The following is an 18,466-nucleotide window of genomic DNA, read 5'->3' as shown; positions in this document are numbered from 1 at the left end:
TAAAAGAGGGCGTCCCGTGGGACGCCCTCTTTACTTGCGTTCTGCGGGCCTATCAGGCAGTGGCAGATTGCAGTTTCTCGTCGCTTGTGTGCGGCTCTTTGGCCGGGCCTTCGGCGCCATGCATCCAGTAGACCAGGCGGTTGGCCATGGCCAGCAGGATCAGGGCACTGATGATGGCCGCAAGCGCGATACCACCGAAGATGGCCAAGGGACCGGACTCGCCAATAAAGGAACCGATAAGGCCGGCTGCGTAGTTGGCAACCGCGATGAAGCCAAGCCAGGCACCCATCATCAGGGAGGCCAGGCGCAGCGGAGCCAGCTTGGTCACCATGGAGAGGCCGATCGGAGAGAGGCAGAGTTCGCCCAGGGTGTGGAACAGGTAGGCTCCCACCAGCCAGAACATGGAGGTCTTGACGCTCTGATCACCGCCCTGCTCCAACACGGCACCCACCATGAACAGGAAGCCGATGGCCAGGAACAACAGACCCATGGCGAACTTGACCGGCGAGTTCGGCTCTTTTTTGCCGAGCTTGACCCAGATGGCAGCTACGATCGGTGCCAGGGTGATGATGAAGAAGGGGTTCAGGGACTGGAACCAGGCGGTCGGCACTTCGAAGCCACCGATCATCCGGTCAGTGTACTCCTGGGTGTAGAGGTTCATCAGACCACCGGCCTGCTCGAAGCCAGCCCAGAAGATGATGGTGAACAGGCCCAGCACCAGGATAACCTTGATGCGATCCACTTCCTGCTTGGTCAGCGGGGCCTTCTGTCCCTTGTCGCGCAGGGCGGCTGCGCGCTTGGCGGCAGGGATGCGGCCGATATCACCGAGGAAGCGTTGGGCCAGGGTTGCCTGCAACACCAGGGAGATCAGCATGCCGATACCGGCGCCGACGAAGGCAGCTTGCCAGCCATAGGCTGTGGCAGCGGCACCGCAGATCACGCCGGTCAGCAGGGAGCCCAGATTGATCCCCATGTAGAAGATGGTGAAGGCACCATCACGGCGGTGATCACCCTCTTCATAGAGGTCGCCCACCATGGTGGAGATGTTCGGCTTGAACAGGCCGTTACCGATGATCAGCAGAGCCAGACCGGCGTAGAAGACGGTTACCACCTGATCCGGGAACATGCTGTGCGGCAGTGCCAGCGTGAATTGGCCGAGCGCCATCAGGACGGCGCCGATCAGAATGGCGCGGCGTTGCCCCAGGAAGGTGTCAGCCAGCCAGCCACCGATGAGCGGAGTGATATAAACCAGACCGGTATAGATACCGTAGAGCTTGAGGGCATCTGCCTGATTCCAGCCCAGACCACCGTTGGCAGTCAGGTCGGTCAGATAGAGTACCAGTACGGCACGCATGCCGTAGTAGGAGAATCTCTCCCACAGTTCGGTACTAAAGAGCAAAAAAAGCCCTTTAGGGTGACCTAAAAAGGTCCCTTTTGACGGGTTATTCATTGGAACTTCCACCTGTGTCTTATATTTTTTTAAGTTTTTTATGCAAGGGCGAGAAACACGCCTTAATCCTTATAGAACATGCGTAGATAAATTACAACATTATGATTTGATGGGGTTTTATTTATCAAAGATTGAGAAAGTGTTGCTGAAATGAAAAAGGAGCATCGTTTGATGCTCCTTTAATTTGTCTGTAGATAAGAGATTTATCAGCGATTACAACTGCTTGACGAACTGCTTCAGCCAGCCGATGAATTCGCCGTCCAGTTCGTGATGGCGTACGGCATATTCCACATTCGCCTTCATATAGCCCAATTTGCTGCCGCAATCGTGGCTCTTGCCCTTCATGAAGTAGGCGTTGACCTGCTCGCGCTCCATCAGCATGGCGATGGCGTCGGTCAGCTGGATCTCGTCGCCGGCACCGGCCGGGGTTTTTTCCAGCAGCGGCCAGATGTTGGCAGAGAGTACATAACGGCCGACCACGGCCAGGTTGGAAGGGGCCTCGTCACGGGGCGGTTTCTCGACGATGGCCTGCATCGGCAGTGACATGCCAGCACTCAGCTCTTCACCCTTGATATCGGCGATGCCGTATTTGTCCACTTCGCTCTCGGGAACCGCTTCCACCATGATCTGGCTGATCTGGTTCTCTTCGAACATGTGCACCATCTCGGCTAGGTTGTCCTGCTTCGGGTCGCTGGCAGCCTCGTCGATCAGCACGTCCGGCAGCAGCACGGCGAAGGGGTTGTCTCCGATCAGCGGGCGGGCGCAGAGCACCGCATGGCCCAGGCCTTTGGCCTCGCCCTGGCGCACGTGCATGATGGTGACGTCCTTGGGACAGATCTGTTGCACCTCTTCCAGCAGTTGACGCTTGACCCGCTTCTCGAGGGTCGCCTCCAGTTCGAAGCTCTTGTCGAAGTGGTTTTCGATGGAGTTCTTGCTGGAGTGGGTGACCAGCACAATCTCCTTGATACCGGCCGCGATTGCCTCGCGAACCACGTACTGGATCAGGGGCTTGTCGACCACCGGCAGCATCTCCTTCGGGATGGCCTTGGTGGCAGGCAGCATGCGGGTGCCCAGACCGGCTACCGGCAGCACGGCCTTGCGAACAACGAGAGGTGTCTTTTTCATGGAGAGGTGTCCAGGAGGAATAAAGTGGGGCCATGATACCCGAAGAAAAATGGGGCAGCCATAAGCCGCCCCATTTGTAGCTTTTTCATCGGACGTTATTTGACCATCATCATATCCCTGTTGGCTTCCAGCGTGGCCGGGCCGATCCCCGTGACATCTGCCAATTGATCTACAGAGGTAAATTTCCCCTGTTTCTCACGATATTCGAGGATGGCCTGAGCCTTCTTCTCGCCAATACCCTTGAGGGTAGTGAGCTCGGCCAGGGTGGCCGTATTGAGGTTGAGTTTGCCACTCTCCTTGGCGGCGGTTGTGGTAGTGGTTTGCTTGGTCTGCGTCTGTTCGGCTGCCAGCGAGGGCTGGCTGAACAGGGGCAGGGTTGAGAGCAACATCACGGCGGCGAACTTGTGTATCTGCATTTTGCTTCTTCCTTCAATGACTGTTTGCATCAGCATATTGATAGATAGCGCAGCAGTAGAATGCGTCACTGTGATAAATGACAGCGGAGTTATCCAGCACCCTTTTTGAAGGTTTGCTATAAGCGTTCTGGAAGTTGCCTGATATTGATTTAACTAACTAATTCCAATCTGTTTTTACTGAGGCTTTTGAATCTGAGTTGCTGGGATTCATATTGATCTCTTGTGCGTATTCATGAGGCAGCTGACACGGGGTTTTACTGGCGGAAATAAGCGTTGTTGGTATCTTTCACTGGTTGTCAAAAGAGAACCAATAAAAAAGGCTGCCCACCTTGGGTGAGCAGCCTTAATGATCGGTTTTTTCACAGGGCGGACGATTACTCGGCCTGAGCCGCCTGAATACCGGTCAGGGCGATGGTGTAGACGATGTCGTCCACCAGGGCGCCACGGGAGAGGTCGTTGACCGGCTTGCGCATGCCTTGCAGCATGGGGCCGATGGAGACCAGCTCGGCGGAGCGCTGTACCGCCTTGTAGGTGGTGTTGCCGGTGTTCAGATCCGGGAACACGAACACGGTGGCTTTGCCTGCTACCGGAGAGTTCGGCGCCTTGGACTTGGCCACGTTCTCCATGATGGCGGCATCGTACTGCAGCGGACCGTCGATGATGAGATCGGGGCGCTTGGCCTTGGCCAGCTCGGTCGCTTCACGCACTTTCTCTACGTCTGCGCCGGCGCCGGAGGTGCCGGTGGAGTAGGAGATCATGGCCACACGCGGCTCGATGCCGAAGGCGGCAGCGGAGTCGGCGGACTGGATGGCGATCTCGGCCAACTGCTCGGCAGTGGGATCCGGGTTGATCGCGCAGTCACCGTAGACCAGCACCTGATCCGGCAGCAGCATGAAGAAGATGGAGGAGATCAGGGAAGAACCCGGAGCGGTCTTGATGATCTGCATCGGCGGACGGATGGTGTTGGCGGTGGTGTGAACCGCGCCGGATACCAGGCCGTCGACTTCGTTACGCTCCAGCATCATGGTGCCCAGCACCACGTTGTCTTCCAGCTGCTCGCGGGCAACCACTTCGGTCATGCCCTTGTTCTTGCGCAGCTCGACCAGACGGGCCACATAGCGCTCGCGCACCGCGGCGGCATCAATGATTTCGACGCGGTCGGTCAGCACTACGCCCTGCTGTTCGGCGACACGACGGATCTCTTCCGGGTTACCCAGCAGTACCGGGCGGGCGATGCCACGTTCGGCACAGATGGCAGCAGCCTTGATGGTACGCGGCTCTTCCCCTTCCGGCAGCACGACGCGCTTGTTGGCCTGACGGGCCAGCTCGGTCAGCTGATAACGGAAAGCCGGCGGGCTCAGGCGACGGGAACGGGTGGAGCTGACGGTCAGAGACTCGATCCAGTGCTTGTCGATGTGGCCGGCCACGTAGTCTTGTACCAGCTCGATACGCTCGCGGTCATCTTCCGGAATATCGACGTTGAAGTTCTGCAGGCTGACGGCGGTTTGCCAGGTGTTGGTACCGGTGATCATGATCGGCAGGCCGGTGGCCATGGCCTGTTGGCACAGAGCCATCACCTGGGGTTCCGGATGGTAGTTACCGGTCAGCAGCAGGGCACCCAGCTTGACGCCGTTCATGGCGGACAGGCAGGCGGAGACGATGACGTCGGAGCGGTCGCCGGAGGTCACCAGCAGGCTGCCCGGGCGGAAGTGCTCGATCATGTTGTGGATGGAGCGGGCGCAGAAGGTCACGGTCTGCAGACGACGGCTGTCCAGCTCGCCCTGGTGCAGGATCTTGGCGGCCAGGTGCTTGGCGAGATCCTTGGCGCGCGGGGCGATCAGCTGGGTATTCCAGGGGATGCAGCCCAGAATGCGCAGCGGGCTCTTGCCAAAGACCTGCAGCACTTCCAGGTTGTGGCCGGTATCGGCGCCATGGTGGTGGGCTTCGAACATCTCGGTCAGGTCGGGACGGGTTACACCGTGCTCGTCAACCGGGGCGCCGACTTTGTTGATGACGCAGCCCACGATGCGCGGGTTGTTGACACCACCGAAGTTGGAGCAGGCCAGCTCGATGCGCTCTTTGAGCTTCTGGCTGGAGTCGTGGCCCGGGTGGGTGACGAACACCATGTCGGCGTCCAGCGCTTTGGCCACGTCGTAGTTCAGCTTGTTGGCAAACGGCTGCTTGTCGGTCGGCACCATGCCTTCGACCACCAGCACTTCGGCCCCGCTCGCTTTCACGTGCTCTTCGAAGCGGGCCACGATCTCTTCCAGCAGGATGTCGGTGTTGCTGGTAGTGATCATGTTCTCGGCGTAGGAGAGGGCGAACGGCTCGGGCGGATTGATGTTGGCAGCGGCGCGGATAACGGCGGTAGAACGCTCAGGACCGGTCTCCCCCGGGCGCGGCTGGGCAACCGGTTTGAAGAAGCTGACATTGACACCGTGACGTTCCATGGCGCGAACCACGCCAAGACTCACGGACGTTACGCCGACACCAGTGCCGACCGGGATAAGCATAATAGTGCGTGCCACTTTATACCCCTTGTTCATTTTTTGGGATCAGGAAAAGGCCGCCCGAGGGCGGCCTTGCTTTACAGCGAAATTAGGCGCCGACCAGTTCCAGCGCATCGTGGGCGATGACCCACTCTTCGTTGGTCGGGATAACCAGAGCCTTGGTGGAGCCAGCCTTGGTGATCTCGCCACCCTTGCCGAAACGGGCGGCCAGGTTGGCGTCGTGGTCGACGTCAAAGCCCAGCAGGCCCAGTTTGCCCAGGGTGATTTCACGGATCGGGGCGGAGTTCTCACCGATACCACCGGTGAAGACCACTGCGTCCAGACGACCGTCCATGGCGGCGGCGTAGGCACCGATGTACTTGGCCAGACGGTAGCAGTAGACGTCCATGGCGCGCTTGGCTTCTTCCTTGCTGTCGTAGTTGTCTTCAACGAAACGGCAGTCGGAGGTCACTTCGGTCAGGCCCAGCAGGCCGGATTCCTTGGTCAGCATGGTGTTGATCTGCTCAACGCTCATGCCCAGCTTGTCATGCAGGAAGAAGATGATGGCCGGGTCCAGATCGCCGGAGCGGGTACCCATCACCAGGCCTTCCAGCGGGGTCAGACCCATGGAGGTGTCGACGGACTTGCCGTTCTTGATGGCGCAGACGGAGCCGCCGTTGCCCAGGTGGCAGTTGATGATGTTCAGCTCTTCCACCGGCTTGTTCAGCTGCTTGGCTGCTTCCAGGCTGATGTAGTAGTGGCTGGTGCCGTGGGCGCCGTAGCGACGGATGCCGTTCTCTTTGTAGAGCTTGTAAGGCAGGGCGTACAGGAAGGCCTCTTCCGGCATGGTCTGGTGGAAGGCGGTGTCGAACACGGCGACGTTCTTGTCGGCCAGGGCCGGGAACACGCGACGGGCTTCACGGATACCGATCAGGTGAGCCGGGTTGTGCAGCGGTGCGTACGGTACGGCGGCTTCGATGCCGGCGATCACGTCGTCGCAGATCACGACAGAGGAGGTGAAGCGTTCGCCACCGTGAACTACACGGTGACCGATGGCGATCAGGTTCTTGGCCAGTTCCGGATTGAGCGGCAGGATCTTGTTGACGATGAAGTCCAGCGCTTCCTGGTGAGCAGCCCCGGCGCCCAGATCGGCATTGCCTTTCTCGCCGTTCAGTTTCCACTTGATGCGTGCATCGTCGAGGTTGAAGCATTCGGCCAGGCCGGACAGCAGGTCATCACCGGTGGTTGCGTCAATGACGGCGAACTTCAGGGAAGAGCTGCCACAGTTAAGAACAAGAACCAGCTTACTCATGAATAAATCCTATCGCAGATTGGGTTGTGTAGGCGGATGGTGTTGGGCGCAGGGCGTCCAAAAACTTTCAACTTATCCTTATGAGGGTTGGCAATCTGTTGCTTGCCCCTTGTATAGTGATACAAGACCCGGAGTCCAGACGTCCCTGACAGGCCAACAGCAAGATGCGGTTGACGCAAAAATGGGCGTACAAAGGATAACCCGATTGTTGAAAAATAACAAAGTCATCCTCAACCTTTGTTACTTTGCATCAAAAATTGTCGAGGTTTTGCCGTCAGTGCGTTCAAAAAGCGCTCGGAGGTTGTATGAGCATGAACATTTTTGGAACTAAGTTACAGCAAGGCCACCATTATATGACGCTTTGGCCCCGTCGTCCCGAGCTCAATTCGATGTTTCCGGAAAATCGGGTGATCAAGGCCACCGAGTTTGCCCTCAAGATCATCCCGGCGCTGGCAGTGCTCAGCGTCATGCTGCAGTTCCAGTTTGGCGAGCTGCACTACTGGCCTTCCGTTATCACTTCCGTCCTGTTTCTGTTCAGCCTGCCACTGCAAGGTTTCTACTGGCTCGGCAAACGCGCCGATACTCGTCTGCCCCCCTCGCTGGCCAGCTGGTATCGTGAGATCAACGGCAAAATGAATGAGCAGGGCGGGCGTCGCCAGCTGGTCGCACAACCCCGTTATGAAGAGCTGGCCGATACCCTCAAGGCCGCCTTCCAGCAGCTGGATAAATCTTTCCTCTACGAATAATGCACAGCAAGCAAAACAAAGGCGCCATGGGCGCCTTTGTTTTTGTTGGGCATATCGACCATCAGGCCGCCAGCACCTTGCGGATCTCCTGGATGGAGAGCTTGTACTGGCGCGGGCACTGGCGCCACTCCACTAGCATGCGTTGGTATTTGCCGCGCATGGCGATGTCGCTGGAGAGCTCGTCGCACGGGCACTTGAGTTCGGGGAAGCGCTTGTCCACCTCCAGCAGGAAGCAGACATAGTCCGCCAGCTCACGCTCCTGGCTGCGGCTGTAGCCGTTGAATTCCAGCCGACTGGCCGCGATTTCGGCCTGTTCGGCAGCCTCCAGATTGCCCCAGGAGATGGCCAGCGCGTGATGCAGTTCCAGGGTGTCGATCACCTCCTGGCAGGTGGCCTGATCCAGATGGCCGAAGTGCTTCTCCAGCTCGAGGAGTTGCAGGCAGTAGCCGCGCTCAATGATGGTGCTGGCACGCTGATAGAAGGCCGCCTTTTCCGGATTGAGCTTGGCCAGGATTTCGTACTGGTTGCTCAGGATCAAACGCTCTGCATTACTGATGTTCATGGGATATCTCACTGGAAGATGACACTGGGGTCACGTTAACCCATATCTAGAATGAATTTTTTGATCTGGCGGGGCAGTTGGTGAGAAAAGCGGTGCTAAATGCCGGGGCGGCCGAGAGCACTGAGGCCTGCGGTTGCAGGCCCCGAAGTGGGGGAATTACCCCTTGAGGAATGCCAGTACAACCTGATGGTGATCGCTGGTCTTGAACTTGGTGAAGTGATGGGCAACCTTGCCCTCTTCATCGATGAGGAAGCTCTGGCGATGGATGCCGTCATACTCCTTGCCCATGAATTTCTTCGGACCCCAGACGCCGAAGGCGTCAGCCACGGCATGATCTTCGTCCGCCAGCAGGGTGAAGTTGAGCTGATCGCGCTCTTCAAATTTCTTCAACCGTTTGGCGCTGTCCGGGCTGATGCCGAGCACGACCACATTGAGAGCCGCCAGCTCGGCGTTGACGTCGCGCAGGCTGCAAGCCTGGGTGGTACAGCCCGGGGTCATCGCCTTGGGATAGAAATAGATCAGCACTTTCTTGCCGCGCAGATCGGCCAGGCGAACCGGGTTGCCATTCTGGTCCGGCAGGGTGAAATCGGGGGCGGTGCTACCTGCTTGTAAGGGTTGCATGGGATCTCCTCGAATAAACGCCCTCAGGCGTGCTTGCGATTGACGATAAACTCGAACGACTCGGCACCCAGTTCACGACAGAATTCGGCGAAGGCCGCCTGGGAGCCTTCCGGTTCTCCCTGCTTGGCCAGATTGAGTTGGAAACTCGCTTTGAGCAGGTTGAATGGCTGCTGTTCCAGGGTCATGGTCTGCATCGCCTGGATATCCCAGCCGTGGTCGCTGAAAAACTGGGTGCACTGGCTGACGATGCCATGCTCGTCACGGATCAGGATCTCGGCGTTGGCCCCTACATCGTACTGCAGTGACTGATGACGTTCGGTGCGTTTCATCATGGTGATGAGGTCCCACTCCTGACTGCGCAGGGGCAGGCTTATCTCGAGCTGCATCAGGCTGTTCCAGTCACCGGACAGCAGCATGATAAAGGTGAATTCATTGCCGAAGATGCCAAGGCGGCTATCCACTATGTTGCAACCGCAGCCACTGACGTGGCGGGTGACCTCATTGACGATGCCGGGCCTGTCCGTGCCGATGGCCGTTACGACCAGGTAGTGAGTCATAAATCTTCTCTCGTCCGTTATATGTTGCGAAAGCGCCGCTGGGCCACCGATGCGCTGGTCAAATGACGCTTCCCTGACAGGCGGTGCCGGCTTTCGTTCATGGCGTTTGGAACCGGATGGTAACACGGCTCGCCCCCTCTCTCCCTTGTTTTTCAAAGGGGGCAGCTTTACCATTACGCCCCTGAAAATCGGGAGAATTATCCATGTTACGCGGTAGTATTGTTGCGCTCGTTACCCCCATGCTGACTTCGGGTGAAGTTGACTGGGCCAGCCTGGCCAGATTGGTCGACTATCATGTCAGCGCAGGTACCAGCGCAATCGTGGCAGTTGGCACGACAGGGGAGTCGGTGACCCTGAGCGAACAGGAACACATCGCCGTTGTTGAAAAAACCGTTGAATACGCCGCAGGTCGCATCCCGGTTATTGCCGGTTGTGGCTCCAACAATACCGCCCATGCCATCGAGTTGGCCAAACGGCTGGCCAAAACCGGCGTGGTGGCGGGCCTCTCGGTGACACCTTACTACAACAAGCCCACCCAGGAGGGTCTCTATCGCCACTATTGTGCGATCGCCGAGGCTAGTGGTCTGCCCCAAATTCTTTATAATGTGCCCGGTCGAACCTGTTGTGATCTCAAGCCGGAGACTGTGGCCCGTCTGGCCAGGGTGCCCGGCATCATAGGTTTGAAAGAGGCGACTGGCGATTTGAGCCGCACCCCGCTGTTGCGTGAACTGTGTGGCCCGGATTTTGCTCTTTACAGTGGCGACGATGCCACTGGTTGTGATTTTATGCTGCAAGGTGGCGATGGCGTCATTTCGGTCACCACCAACATTGCAGCGGCCCGGATGGCCGACATGTGTCGTGCTGCGCTGGCCGGTGATGCCGGTCTGGCTCATGACATCGACAATCTCTTGATGCCGTTGCACAAGACTCTGTTCTGCGAACCGAGTCCGACCCCGGTGAAATGGGCCTGCGCCCGACTGGGACTGATTGCAACGGCCACCTTGCGTCTGCCGCTGGTTGACCTCACTGCCGAGGGCGAACAAGCGATGGCGCAAGCACTGACCACTGCGGAGTTGATGGCGAGTGTTTAAATCAAATGGAAAGGGAAATAGAGCCCGTCTGGTGCTGAGTGTCGCGACCGTTGCTGTGCTGGCGGGGTGCAGTACCCCCCAGGATCGCAAGATGGCCAACCGTGGTTTCGAATATGAAGATGCCCGTCTCGAGGGCCGTGCTTTCTTGATCCCCGCCGGATTGAGTGCCCCCACCTTCAACAGCCAGTTCGATATCCCGCCGCTTCCCGAAAGCAGCCGTGAAGGTGCCCTCGGTGCCAAAGTTGACGTACGTCCCCCTGCCCAGCTGCTGACCGTGGTACCGGGCAGCCAGGTAGTGCCCAATGCCAGCGAACCCACTATTGCCTACTATGCCCTGAGCTCTGGCCAGAGCGTGGAGCGCGATACCTGGTCGTTCCTGATGAACTTCCTGGCCAAGTACAAGGTTTCCACCGAGAAGCTGGATCAGCAGGCCGGCGTGTTGCAGACCGGCTGGTTTGACAACACAGTCGCCCTCGATGGCTGGGCTGAAGATGACGAAGACTTCAAAATCCGTCAGCGCTACCAGTTCACGGTTCGCAACGATGAGCAGCGTCATGCCGTCAACATGTCGGTACGGGTGCTGGATCACGAACAGACCATCGACGGCGAGACCAGCAACCGGATGAGCGAGGCCGAGGCCCAGCGCTATGCGGCGCGGGTGCTCAACCAGTTCTCCCTCTACTACGACAGCCAGCTCAAGGCTCGCGAACAGCACAAGGCCAGCGATGGCATGGGGCTTGAGCTGGGTCTGGACAACAACGAACTCGCTGCCTGGGTCGCCAACGGTTCCTTTGAACAGGTATGGCGCCGTCTCAACCAGGTGCTGCCGAAGTACGGCTTCATCATCAAAGATACCCAGCAGTCGCTGGGCTGGATCGATGTCGAGTATGAAGAGCCGGGTGCCGAGTTCTGGCAGGCCAAGGGTAGCGAGCCGTTCAAGCTGGACGAGGAAAAGTACCGCTTCCAGCTGGGCGAGATGGCCGGGGGCAAGACCTCCATCACCTTGTTCGACAAGGACAAGAAGCCGGTGTCGTCCGGTGTCATCTCCCAGATGTATATCAGCCTGTCCGAGGCCTTTGCCAAGGGCTTGGCCGACCAGGCTGCAAACGCAGAATAACAACAGGGGCCTCGTGCCCCTGTTTTGTTAGGTTGATCCCCCTGTCAAAACAGGGGCTGAAGCGCTTGATATGTTAATCCCCGGAAGCAGGAGCCCGGCGCTCTTGTTTCATTACTCCCACAAACAGGAAGTGTTATTAGCCATGAGTCTTGCAGATCAAGTATTGGCGGTGAACGACGATTTGCCGATCCGCACCGATAAACCTGTCCATTCCGGCAAAGTGCGCAGCGTCTACTGGTTGACCCCGGCAGACAGTGCCCGACTCATCCAGGAAAAAGGCTATGATGTGCCCGCCGATGCGCCCCTCGCCCTCATGGTGATCAGCGATCGCATCTCGGCTTTCGACTGCATCTGGCAAGGTGTGGACGGGCTGAACGGCGTGCCGGGCAAGGGGGCGGCGCTCAACGCCATCTCCAGCCACTGGTTCAAGCTGTTCAAGGAGAAGGGACTGGCCGACAGCCACATCCTGGACATCCCCCATCCGTTCGTCTGGATCGTGCAAAAAGCCCGCCCCGTGCTGATCGAGGCGATCGCCCGTCAGTACATCACAGGCTCCATGTGGCGTGCCTACCAGGATGGCGAGCGCGAATTCTGCGGCATCACCCTGCCGGAAGGACTCGAGAAGGATCAGAAGCTGCCGGAAATTCTCATCACCCCTTCCACCAAAGGCATACTGAAAGGTCTGGATGGCGTGCCGGAAGCGGACGACGTCAACGTCTCCCGTGCCGACATCGAGCGCCACTACCAGGCTTTCGGCTTCCGCTCCCCAGCTGACATCGATCGCTACGAAGTGCTGCTCAAAGAGGGCTTCAACGTCATCAGTGACGCCCTGGCCGAGCTGGATCAAGTCTTCGTCGACACCAAGTTCGAGTTCGGCTATGTCCAGGATGCCGCTGGCAACGAGAAGCTGATCTACATGGACGAAGTAGGGACCCCCGACAGCTCCCGTATCTGGGATGGCCCCGCCCTGCGCGACGGCCAGATCGTCGAGAAGTCAAAAGAGGGTTTCCGCCAGTGGCTGCTCAACCACTTCCCGGATCCGGATATCCTGCTCAACAAGAACCGCATGCCGGAACGCTTCGCCCTGGCCCGTGACAACAAGCTGCCGACCGAGGTGATGATGGATATTTCCCACACCTACGTGGGGATTGCCGAGAAGGTCATCGGCCACCCGCTGGTGCGCGCTGCCAATCCGAAACAGGAGATCATCGATGTCCTGCGCGATCAGTACGGTCTGATCGACTAAGGTTCTTGCTCTTTTTTTGTTGCCAGCAAACAAACGTTTGCCGGTGGCGAAATGAAGCATCGATATGACAAGCCGGCGGGCCCCATTGTGGGGCCCGTTTTTATTGCCGTGATGACAAGCTACTGCCTGCCAGCCCGGTTATTTTTTTGTCATCTTCCCTTGTTACCCTTCGCCTATCGTAGGGATAAGGAAGATGAAAGAAGATGAGGGGTTATCAGAATTGGCGTAATTTGGCGCTGCTGTGTGCGGCAATGGGAACGGGGACAGTACAGGCCGCAGTGGAGGTGACGGTACCCGAGGATTTCCGGATCCTGGCGGTGAGCGAGGGCAGGCTGCATGACGAGCAGCACGCCACCCTGGCCGATGGAGAACAGCAACTGCTGGTGCGTTTCGAAGGGGTGATCCCCAGTCGAAACAGCAGCGAGAACGATCGCCAGATCCGCTCCGAGCCGCAGGTCCTGCGCTATCGGGCCGACAACCAGTCCTTGCAACTGAGTGCCAAGGTGCCGGACAAAGAGCAGGGGATGGAGGCCTATGCCAGGGAGCCCGTCATCGCGCTGCAGGCCGGTGGGCAGCCGCTGCAGATAGCGCAGGATGCGCTGGTGACCCGTGGCATGCTTATCGGCATGGACTGGAACGCCAGACTCGCAGAGTACAACCGTAGTGGTGGCAAGGCGGCACTGCGTATTGCTGCGCCCGGTGGTGGTGCTGTTGTTGCCCCCGGTGGAGCGACGACCGCGAGCGCACCAGTGCTACCGCAGAGCGAGCTTGAAGGGCACTTGCAGCAGCTGTTCCTGCAGGCCGACCCGGCTCTTCGCAAGCGCTTCATCGGTTGGGCCGTGCCTCAGCTTTAAGTTTGCCCCCCGTTGCAGTAACGTGAGGGGCTTGCGGCGTGCCTTGCGCCCCTCCTTATGCAACGAGGTCTTCATGTTTGAACTGCACTCCCGCCTTTTGGCGGATACCCGGCAGCTCGGGGATCTGCCCCTCTGCCGTGTCCTGCTGGCCAAGGACAGCCAGTATCCCTGGCTTATTCTGGTCCCCCGTGTGGCCAATCTGCGGGAGATCCACCACCTGGCGCCAGAGCAGCAACAGCAGCTGATGCAGGAGTCCTGCGCGGTGGCGAGCCTGATGGAACAGGCGCTCAATCCGGACAAGATCAACATAGGGGCACTCGGTAATCTGGTACCGCAACTCCATGTGCACCATGTCGCCCGTTTCACTACCGACAAGGCTTGGCCGGGTCCTATTTGGGGAGCTCACCCATCAGTGCCTTATGAACCACAAGTTTTGCAGCAACAGGCCGATATATGGCGTGCCCGACTCGCCAGGCTGACCGGTTTCACCCCTTTGACTGCTGATAACGGAGTCAACTGAGAGGCCCGTCGCTATTTCAGTCCCCGGCCAGCGCTATCTGTTAGAGTTATGGTATAGATAAGCCCATTTTCGATGTTCAGGAAGGTCCCATGATAGTAACAAGATCCGATGACGATGCCGTATTGACCACAGAGGATGTGCTGCTCAGCCTGTGCAACTCGGTAACGGATGTCTTGAGTGCCGCGACCATGAGCCAGGTGCGGTTTTCCGGTATGGTGCAACGGATCAGCAAGACCTGCCTCAAGCCGGATATCGGCTGTTTCGTGCTGTTTGATGGCGGTTTTTCCGGCCTGGTGGTGATCAACTTCTCCGCCGCAGCCGCCATGGAGCTGTACGAGAGCTACATGCTCAGCATGGGGCTCTCCAAGGAAGATCTCGCCATCTCCCACACCTCGGATGAGGTGAGCAACGTGATGGGCGAGCTGATGAACCAGATCGTCGGCAGCTTCACCGTCAAGGTAGGGCGCGACATGCAGACCCACATCACCCAGAACCAGCCCAAGATGCTGGCCCTGAACAAGCAGGTGATGCTGAGTGTCGATACCAACCTCGACAACCCGGAATCGCGCCGGGTAACCTTCTTCACCGCCCGCAACAACATCTTCTATCTGGAGCTGGCGATGGACAAGACCGAGTTCATCCGCATCCACAGCGACGGCATGGATGAGGAGGAGCTGGATCCGGATGCCCTGATCGCCCAGGCCAAACAGGGGGCTGCCAAACCGGCGTCTGTTCCGGCGCCAGCCGCCAGCAACGATCATGATGACCTGCTGGACTCCCTCGGGATCTGAATCGGTGCCAGCCAGAGAACAAGAAGGCCACCCTCGGGTGGCCTTCTGCATTGTCGGGCTTTGCTATCAGAAGTTGTAGAGCAGGCCGGTGTTGAACAGCACGGCATTGCTGTCATAGAAGTCGATATCGGAGTCGGATTTGGAGTAACCGGCGGTGAAGGTCGCCGAGAGTGGCTCGATACCGAACAGGCGATGCCAGAAGAAGGTACCGCTCACGGCAAACTCGTCGGAATCGGCGCTGCGGCCAAAGATCGGGTTGGCTTCGTCATACCTGGTCTGACCCAGATAGAGGTTGCTGACGAATGACCATTGGGCTGCGCGCTTGCCATAGGTCAGCTGCAGGCCGTTGCTCTCGTAACTCTGGGCGCTGCCATCGAGATCGGCCTGACGATAGATGAAGGCCGGTTCGAGGATCTGGCCCGGCGCCAGGTGCCACTGGTAGGAGAGTTCGATGGCGTGGATCTTGCCGTTGCGATCCAGCTTGGCGGCGGTATCGGCACCATACTGGCTGCCGCTGCGCTCTTCATCCACCTCGATCTCGCGGGTGGTCAGGCTGCCGTAGAAGTTGCTGCTCCAGATGTTGTCCCAGGCAAAACGTACGCCTTTGGACTTGATGTCGGTGGATTGACGATCCACCCCGATGGCAAAGGGATCGCTCCACTGCTCGATGGGCAGAACGTTGAACACCACGGAGCCGGCCACTATGCCCATGTCCCCCATCTCCTGGCGAATGCCGAGTTGCTGGGTGAAATCGAAGCGGATGGCATCCTGGATCAGGTTGCCGAGGAACACCTGGGTGCGGGTATCGGCAAAGGTGTAGCGAATATCGGCATTGAGCAAGGGATTGACGCTCTGAGTGCTGTCGGCGCTGCCCAGACCATGAATGCGACGATGGTCATCATCACTGCTGGCGAAGTTGGATTCGTAGTTGACGACATTGACCCCGCCGAGCAGGAAACCGGACCAGCCGGACTCTTTGGGGATGGTCCCGAGATCTGCATACGCACTGTTGGCTACCAGTAGACCCAGGCCGAGCAGGCTAGTGTTACGCATCAAATAGCTCCCAAATTAAACGATTTTTAATTAAGTGGCGGGGATTATAGAAACCCAGCCTTAATGGCAACTGACTGAATCGGGTCAAATATCCTAGCCTACTTCTTTATTCAGGGAATCATTAATTAATTGAGCAAGATAAGAAGAGTTCACCGGGTTGTGCTGGTATTCTGTACCGCGCATATCGGGGGATAACAATAAGATGAAACAGATCAAATCCTGGGCACAATATTACGTCGACCTGATGACCAAGCTGGGACTGGTGCGCTTCAGCATGTTCCTGGCCGCTGGCATTATCGTGCTGGCCGTCGCCATCCAGATGGGGGTCACCCTCTTCCTGCGCGGCAATATCGATGTCATCGACTTTGTCCGCTCGGTCTTCTTTGGCCTGCTGGTCACCCCCTGGGCCGTCTATTTTCTCTCCATCGTGGTGGATCAGCTGGAGGACTCCCGTCAGCGACTGAGCCGCATGGTGCGCAAGCTGCAGGATATGCGCGAGCGGGATCTTGAGCTCAACAGCCAGCTGCAGGAGAACATCAGTCGCCTCAACGCCCAGATTGCCGAGACTAACCGGGCCGAGAGTCTGCGTCTGCAAGCCATTGAAGATCTGGAAAACGAAGTGTTCCAGCGCGAAAAGGCCCAGCTTCATCTCGGGGAGCGCACCGCCCTGCTGCGCTCCTTCATCGACTGTTCCCCCGATCTGGTCTACTACCGCAACGAAGACGAACAGTTCTCCGGCTGCAACCGCGCCATGGAGGAGCTGACCGGCAAGGCGGAGGCCGAGCTCATCGGTCTGACCCCGTTCGACGTCTACAAGCAGGAGATCGCCAACAAGGTGGTGGAGACTGACAAGCTGGTCTTCGCCAGCAACGAGCCTCTCACCTACGAACAGTGGCTGGAGTATCCCGATGGCCGCAAAGCCTACTTCGAGCTGCGCAAGGTGCCCTTCTTCGACCGGTTCGGCAAGCGGCTCGGTCTGCTTGGCTTCGGTCGTGACATCACCGAGCGCAAGCAGTATCAGGACAAGCTGGAGAAGGCGAGCCGCGACAAGACCACCTTCATCTCCACCATCAGCCACGAGCTGCGCACCCCGCTCAACGGCATCGTGGGCCTGAGCCGCATGCTGATGGATACGCCGCTCGATCCCAAGCAGCATCAGCAGCTCAAGACCATCCACCTGAGCGCCGTGACCCTTGGCAACATCTTCAACGACATCATAGATCTCGACAAACTGGACCGACGTCGGCTGGAGATTGCCCCGGCCCGTCTGGACCTGCCCGCCTTCCTCGACGAGCTGGAGACACTGTCGCGTATCCAGGCGGAGCAGAAGGGACTCTATCTCCACTTCGATCGGGATGGGGACATGCCGCAATTCGTGATGGCGGACGGTACCCGGTTGCGCCAGGTGCTGTGGAACCTGGTGGGCAATGCGGTCAAGTTTACCGATGAGGGGGGGGTGACGGTGCGCTGCCTCTCCCATCCGGCGGACGAACCGGGCAAGCTGGCGCTGCATTTCGAGGTGGAAGACACCGGAGTCGGCATCCCCCGTGCCCAGCAGGAGAAGATCTTCGCCATGTACTATCAGGTGCAGGGTCAGAAACACGCTACCGGTACCGGCATCGGCCTCGCGGTATCCCGTCAGCTGGTGCAGGCCATGGGTGGCCAGCTCTATGTGGACAGCGAACCGGGGGAGGGCTCCTGCTTTACCGCCGAGCTGGAAGTGGCCTGTGCCGAACCCGTATTGCCGGAGCAGGAGGAGGAGATGCCCTCTCTCGACATCCTGCTGGTGGAGGACGTGGAACTCAATGTGACGGTGGCCTGCGCCCTGTTGACCAAGCTGGGCCATCATGTCCAGGTGGCGCGGGATGGTGGTCAGGCGCTGGCGATGGCCAATCCCGATGATTTTGATCTGATTTTGCTCGATATCCAGTTGCCGGACATGACCGGCTTCGATGTGGCGGCCCAACTGCTTGAACGTTATGGTGACAGCCTGCCGCCCATGGTGGCGCTGACTGCCAACGTGACCGGTGATCGCCAGTATTATCTGGATCGCGGCATGCGGGATGTGATCAACAAGCCGCTGGGTTCGAAGGCGGTGCGGGAGGTGATTGGCCACCTGTTTGCCGATCTGGCGGAAGACGAAGCCGACGAGCAGGCCGATGCCGGCAATCAGGATGCACTGCTGGATATCCCCTTCCTCACCGATTACGCCGATACCGTCGGCAAGCCGGTGCTGCTCTCCAGCGTCGAGCTGTTCGAGAAGATGATGCCGGACTACATGGCGGTGCTCGATTCCAACATGGTTGCCCGGGATCAGGCCGGGGTGGTGGAGGAGGCCCACAAGATCAAGGGCGCCGCGGGCTCTATCGGTTTGCGCCGTTTGCAGCAGACGGCCCAGTTGATCCAGAGCCCGGATCACCCCGCCTGGTGGGAGAATGTCGAGGACTGGATCGAGACGCTGCGCCGCGAATACCCGGGTGACATCGCCCGCTTGCGACGCTGGTTGTTGTCTTGAG

The 18,466-nt window shown here is 58.6% G+C and carries 17 protein-coding genes; 8 read left to right on the top strand and 9 right to left on the bottom strand.

Going from position 1 to position 18,466, the window contains the following annotated elements:
- Positions 1-52: 52 nt before the first annotated feature.
- From ACB034_RS16380 to ACB034_RS16360, 5 genes are all read right to left on the bottom strand, one after another.
- A complete protein-coding gene (locus tag ACB034_RS16380; protein WP_042028771.1) occupies positions 53-1,450 on the bottom strand; it encodes a peptide MFS transporter in 1,398 nt (465 codons plus the stop codon).
- Positions 1,451-1,663: 213 nt separating this feature from the next.
- Positions 1,664-2,575, bottom strand: a complete 912-nt coding sequence (gene galU, locus ACB034_RS16375; RefSeq protein ID WP_371173262.1) for a UTP--glucose-1-phosphate uridylyltransferase GalU — start codon at positions 2,573-2,575, stop codon at positions 1,664-1,666.
- Between the two features lie 95 nt (positions 2,576-2,670).
- Positions 2,671-2,991 carry a ComEA family DNA-binding protein gene (locus ACB034_RS16370; protein WP_026455883.1) on the bottom strand — a complete coding sequence of 107 codons (321 nt, stop codon included), beginning with the start codon at positions 2,989-2,991 and terminating at the stop codon, positions 2,671-2,673.
- A 374-nt stretch (positions 2,992-3,365) separates the two neighbouring features.
- Entirely contained in the window at positions 3,366-5,537 is a 2,172-nt protein-coding gene (pta, locus tag ACB034_RS16365; protein WP_026455882.1) for a phosphate acetyltransferase, read from the bottom strand.
- Positions 5,538-5,589: 52 nt separating this feature from the next.
- Positions 5,590-6,792, bottom strand: coding sequence for an acetate kinase (locus tag ACB034_RS16360; RefSeq protein WP_026455881.1), 1,203 nt, complete (start codon positions 6,790-6,792; stop codon positions 5,590-5,592).
- Between the two features lie 305 nt (positions 6,793-7,097).
- Between ACB034_RS16360 and yfbV the strand changes: the two genes are divergently transcribed.
- Entirely contained in the window at positions 7,098-7,538 is a 441-nt protein-coding gene (gene yfbV / locus ACB034_RS16355; protein ID WP_371173261.1) for a terminus macrodomain insulation protein YfbV, read from the top strand.
- Between the two features lie 61 nt (positions 7,539-7,599).
- Here yfbV and ACB034_RS16350 read toward each other — a convergent pair whose 3' ends face one another.
- From ACB034_RS16350 to ACB034_RS16340, 3 genes are all read right to left on the bottom strand, one after another.
- The gene (locus tag ACB034_RS16350; protein WP_042028775.1) at positions 7,600-8,100 is read right to left on the bottom strand and encodes a YfbU family protein; all 501 of its coding nucleotides are present in this window, start codon (positions 8,098-8,100) and stop codon (positions 7,600-7,602) included.
- 156 nt (positions 8,101-8,256) lie between these two features.
- A complete protein-coding gene (gene bcp, locus ACB034_RS16345; protein ID WP_342018107.1) occupies positions 8,257-8,721 on the bottom strand; it encodes a thioredoxin-dependent thiol peroxidase in 465 nt (154 codons plus the stop codon).
- A 23-nt stretch (positions 8,722-8,744) separates the two neighbouring features.
- Positions 8,745-9,278, bottom strand: a complete 534-nt coding sequence (locus tag ACB034_RS16340; protein WP_026455877.1) for a glycine cleavage system protein R — start codon at positions 9,276-9,278, stop codon at positions 8,745-8,747.
- Between the two features lie 203 nt (positions 9,279-9,481).
- Between ACB034_RS16340 and dapA the strand changes: the two genes are divergently transcribed.
- From dapA to ACB034_RS16310, 6 genes are all read left to right on the top strand, one after another.
- Complete coding sequence (dapA, locus tag ACB034_RS16335; RefSeq protein ID WP_026455876.1) at positions 9,482-10,369, top strand: 4-hydroxy-tetrahydrodipicolinate synthase; 888 nt, start codon at positions 9,482-9,484, stop codon at positions 10,367-10,369.
- Positions 10,362-11,486: an outer membrane protein assembly factor BamC gene (bamC, locus tag ACB034_RS16330; protein WP_342013910.1), complete on the top strand. Its 1,125-nt coding sequence runs from the start codon at positions 10,362-10,364 to the stop codon at positions 11,484-11,486. The genes dapA and bamC overlap by 8 nt, the downstream gene beginning before the upstream one ends.
- A 142-nt stretch (positions 11,487-11,628) precedes the next feature.
- Positions 11,629-12,732 (top strand): phosphoribosylaminoimidazolesuccinocarboxamide synthase, encoded by a 1,104-nt coding sequence (locus ACB034_RS16325; RefSeq protein ID WP_342013911.1) that lies wholly within the window; start codon positions 11,629-11,631, stop codon positions 12,730-12,732.
- Positions 12,733-12,935: 203 nt separating this feature from the next.
- Complete coding sequence (locus tag ACB034_RS16320) at positions 12,936-13,586, top strand: DUF2057 domain-containing protein (protein WP_342013912.1); 651 nt, start codon at positions 12,936-12,938, stop codon at positions 13,584-13,586.
- A gap of 73 nt (positions 13,587-13,659) precedes the next feature.
- Positions 13,660-14,106 carry an HIT domain-containing protein gene (locus tag ACB034_RS16315; RefSeq protein WP_082791926.1) on the top strand — a complete coding sequence of 149 codons (447 nt, stop codon included), beginning with the start codon at positions 13,660-13,662 and terminating at the stop codon, positions 14,104-14,106.
- Positions 14,107-14,195: 89 nt separating this feature from the next.
- Positions 14,196-14,897 carry a DUF3334 family protein gene (locus ACB034_RS16310; protein WP_342013913.1) on the top strand — a complete coding sequence of 234 codons (702 nt, stop codon included), beginning with the start codon at positions 14,196-14,198 and terminating at the stop codon, positions 14,895-14,897.
- Positions 14,898-14,963: 66 nt separating this feature from the next.
- Here the strand turns inward: ACB034_RS16310 and ACB034_RS16305 are convergent, their stop codons facing one another.
- Positions 14,964-15,950: a DUF2860 family protein gene (locus ACB034_RS16305; RefSeq protein WP_371173260.1), complete on the bottom strand. Its 987-nt coding sequence runs from the start codon at positions 15,948-15,950 to the stop codon at positions 14,964-14,966.
- 202 nt (positions 15,951-16,152) lie between these two features.
- On the opposite strand from ACB034_RS16305, the gene arcB reads away from it, so the two are divergent.
- Complete coding sequence (gene arcB, locus ACB034_RS16300; RefSeq protein ID WP_224211072.1) at positions 16,153-18,465, top strand: aerobic respiration two-component sensor histidine kinase ArcB; 2,313 nt, start codon at positions 16,153-16,155, stop codon at positions 18,463-18,465.
- The last annotated feature ends 1 nt before the right edge of the window (position 18,466 follow it).

Origin of the sequence: Aeromonas sp. S18(2024) (assembly GCF_041402525.1) — a bacterium.
Taxonomy (GTDB): domain Bacteria; phylum Pseudomonadota; class Gammaproteobacteria; order Enterobacterales; family Aeromonadaceae; genus Aeromonas; species Aeromonas enteropelogenes.
Note: the sequence above shows the minus strand (reverse complement) of the source record. Positions and strands in the feature narration are given on the sequence as shown.

What these genes read in the sequence shown, in the direction of transcription:
- ACB034_RS16380 (WP_042028771.1), bottom strand. Translation starts at nt 1,450, where the DNA reads ATGAATAACCCGTCAAAAGGGACCTTTTTAGGTCACCCTAAAGGGCTT.
- galU (WP_371173262.1), bottom strand. Translation starts at nt 2,575, where the DNA reads ATGAAAAAGACACCTCTCGTTGTTCGCAAGGCCGTGCTGCCGGTAGCC.
- ACB034_RS16370 (WP_026455883.1), bottom strand. Translation starts at nt 2,991, where the DNA reads ATGCAGATACACAAGTTCGCCGCCGTGATGTTGCTCTCAACCCTGCCC.
- pta (WP_026455882.1), bottom strand. Translation starts at nt 5,537, where the DNA reads ATGAACAAGGGGTATAAAGTGGCACGCACTATTATGCTTATCCCGGTC.
- ACB034_RS16360 (WP_026455881.1), bottom strand. Translation starts at nt 6,792, where the DNA reads ATGAGTAAGCTGGTTCTTGTTCTTAACTGTGGCAGCTCTTCCCTGAAG.
- yfbV (WP_371173261.1), top strand. Translation starts at nt 7,098, where the DNA reads ATGAGCATGAACATTTTTGGAACTAAGTTACAGCAAGGCCACCATTAT.
- ACB034_RS16350 (WP_042028775.1), bottom strand. Translation starts at nt 8,100, where the DNA reads ATGAACATCAGTAATGCAGAGCGTTTGATCCTGAGCAACCAGTACGAA.
- bcp (WP_342018107.1), bottom strand. Translation starts at nt 8,721, where the DNA reads ATGCAACCCTTACAAGCAGGTAGCACCGCCCCCGATTTCACCCTGCCG.
- ACB034_RS16340 (WP_026455877.1), bottom strand. Translation starts at nt 9,278, where the DNA reads ATGACTCACTACCTGGTCGTAACGGCCATCGGCACGGACAGGCCCGGC.
- dapA (WP_026455876.1), top strand. Translation starts at nt 9,482, where the DNA reads ATGTTACGCGGTAGTATTGTTGCGCTCGTTACCCCCATGCTGACTTCG.
- ACB034_RS16325 (WP_342013911.1), top strand. Translation starts at nt 11,629, where the DNA reads ATGAGTCTTGCAGATCAAGTATTGGCGGTGAACGACGATTTGCCGATC.
- ACB034_RS16320 (WP_342013912.1), top strand. Translation starts at nt 12,936, where the DNA reads ATGAGGGGTTATCAGAATTGGCGTAATTTGGCGCTGCTGTGTGCGGCA.
- ACB034_RS16315 (WP_082791926.1), top strand. Translation starts at nt 13,660, where the DNA reads ATGTTTGAACTGCACTCCCGCCTTTTGGCGGATACCCGGCAGCTCGGG.
- ACB034_RS16310 (WP_342013913.1), top strand. Translation starts at nt 14,196, where the DNA reads ATGATAGTAACAAGATCCGATGACGATGCCGTATTGACCACAGAGGAT.
- ACB034_RS16305 (WP_371173260.1), bottom strand. Translation starts at nt 15,950, where the DNA reads ATGCGTAACACTAGCCTGCTCGGCCTGGGTCTACTGGTAGCCAACAGT.
- arcB (WP_224211072.1), top strand. Translation starts at nt 16,153, where the DNA reads ATGAAACAGATCAAATCCTGGGCACAATATTACGTCGACCTGATGACC.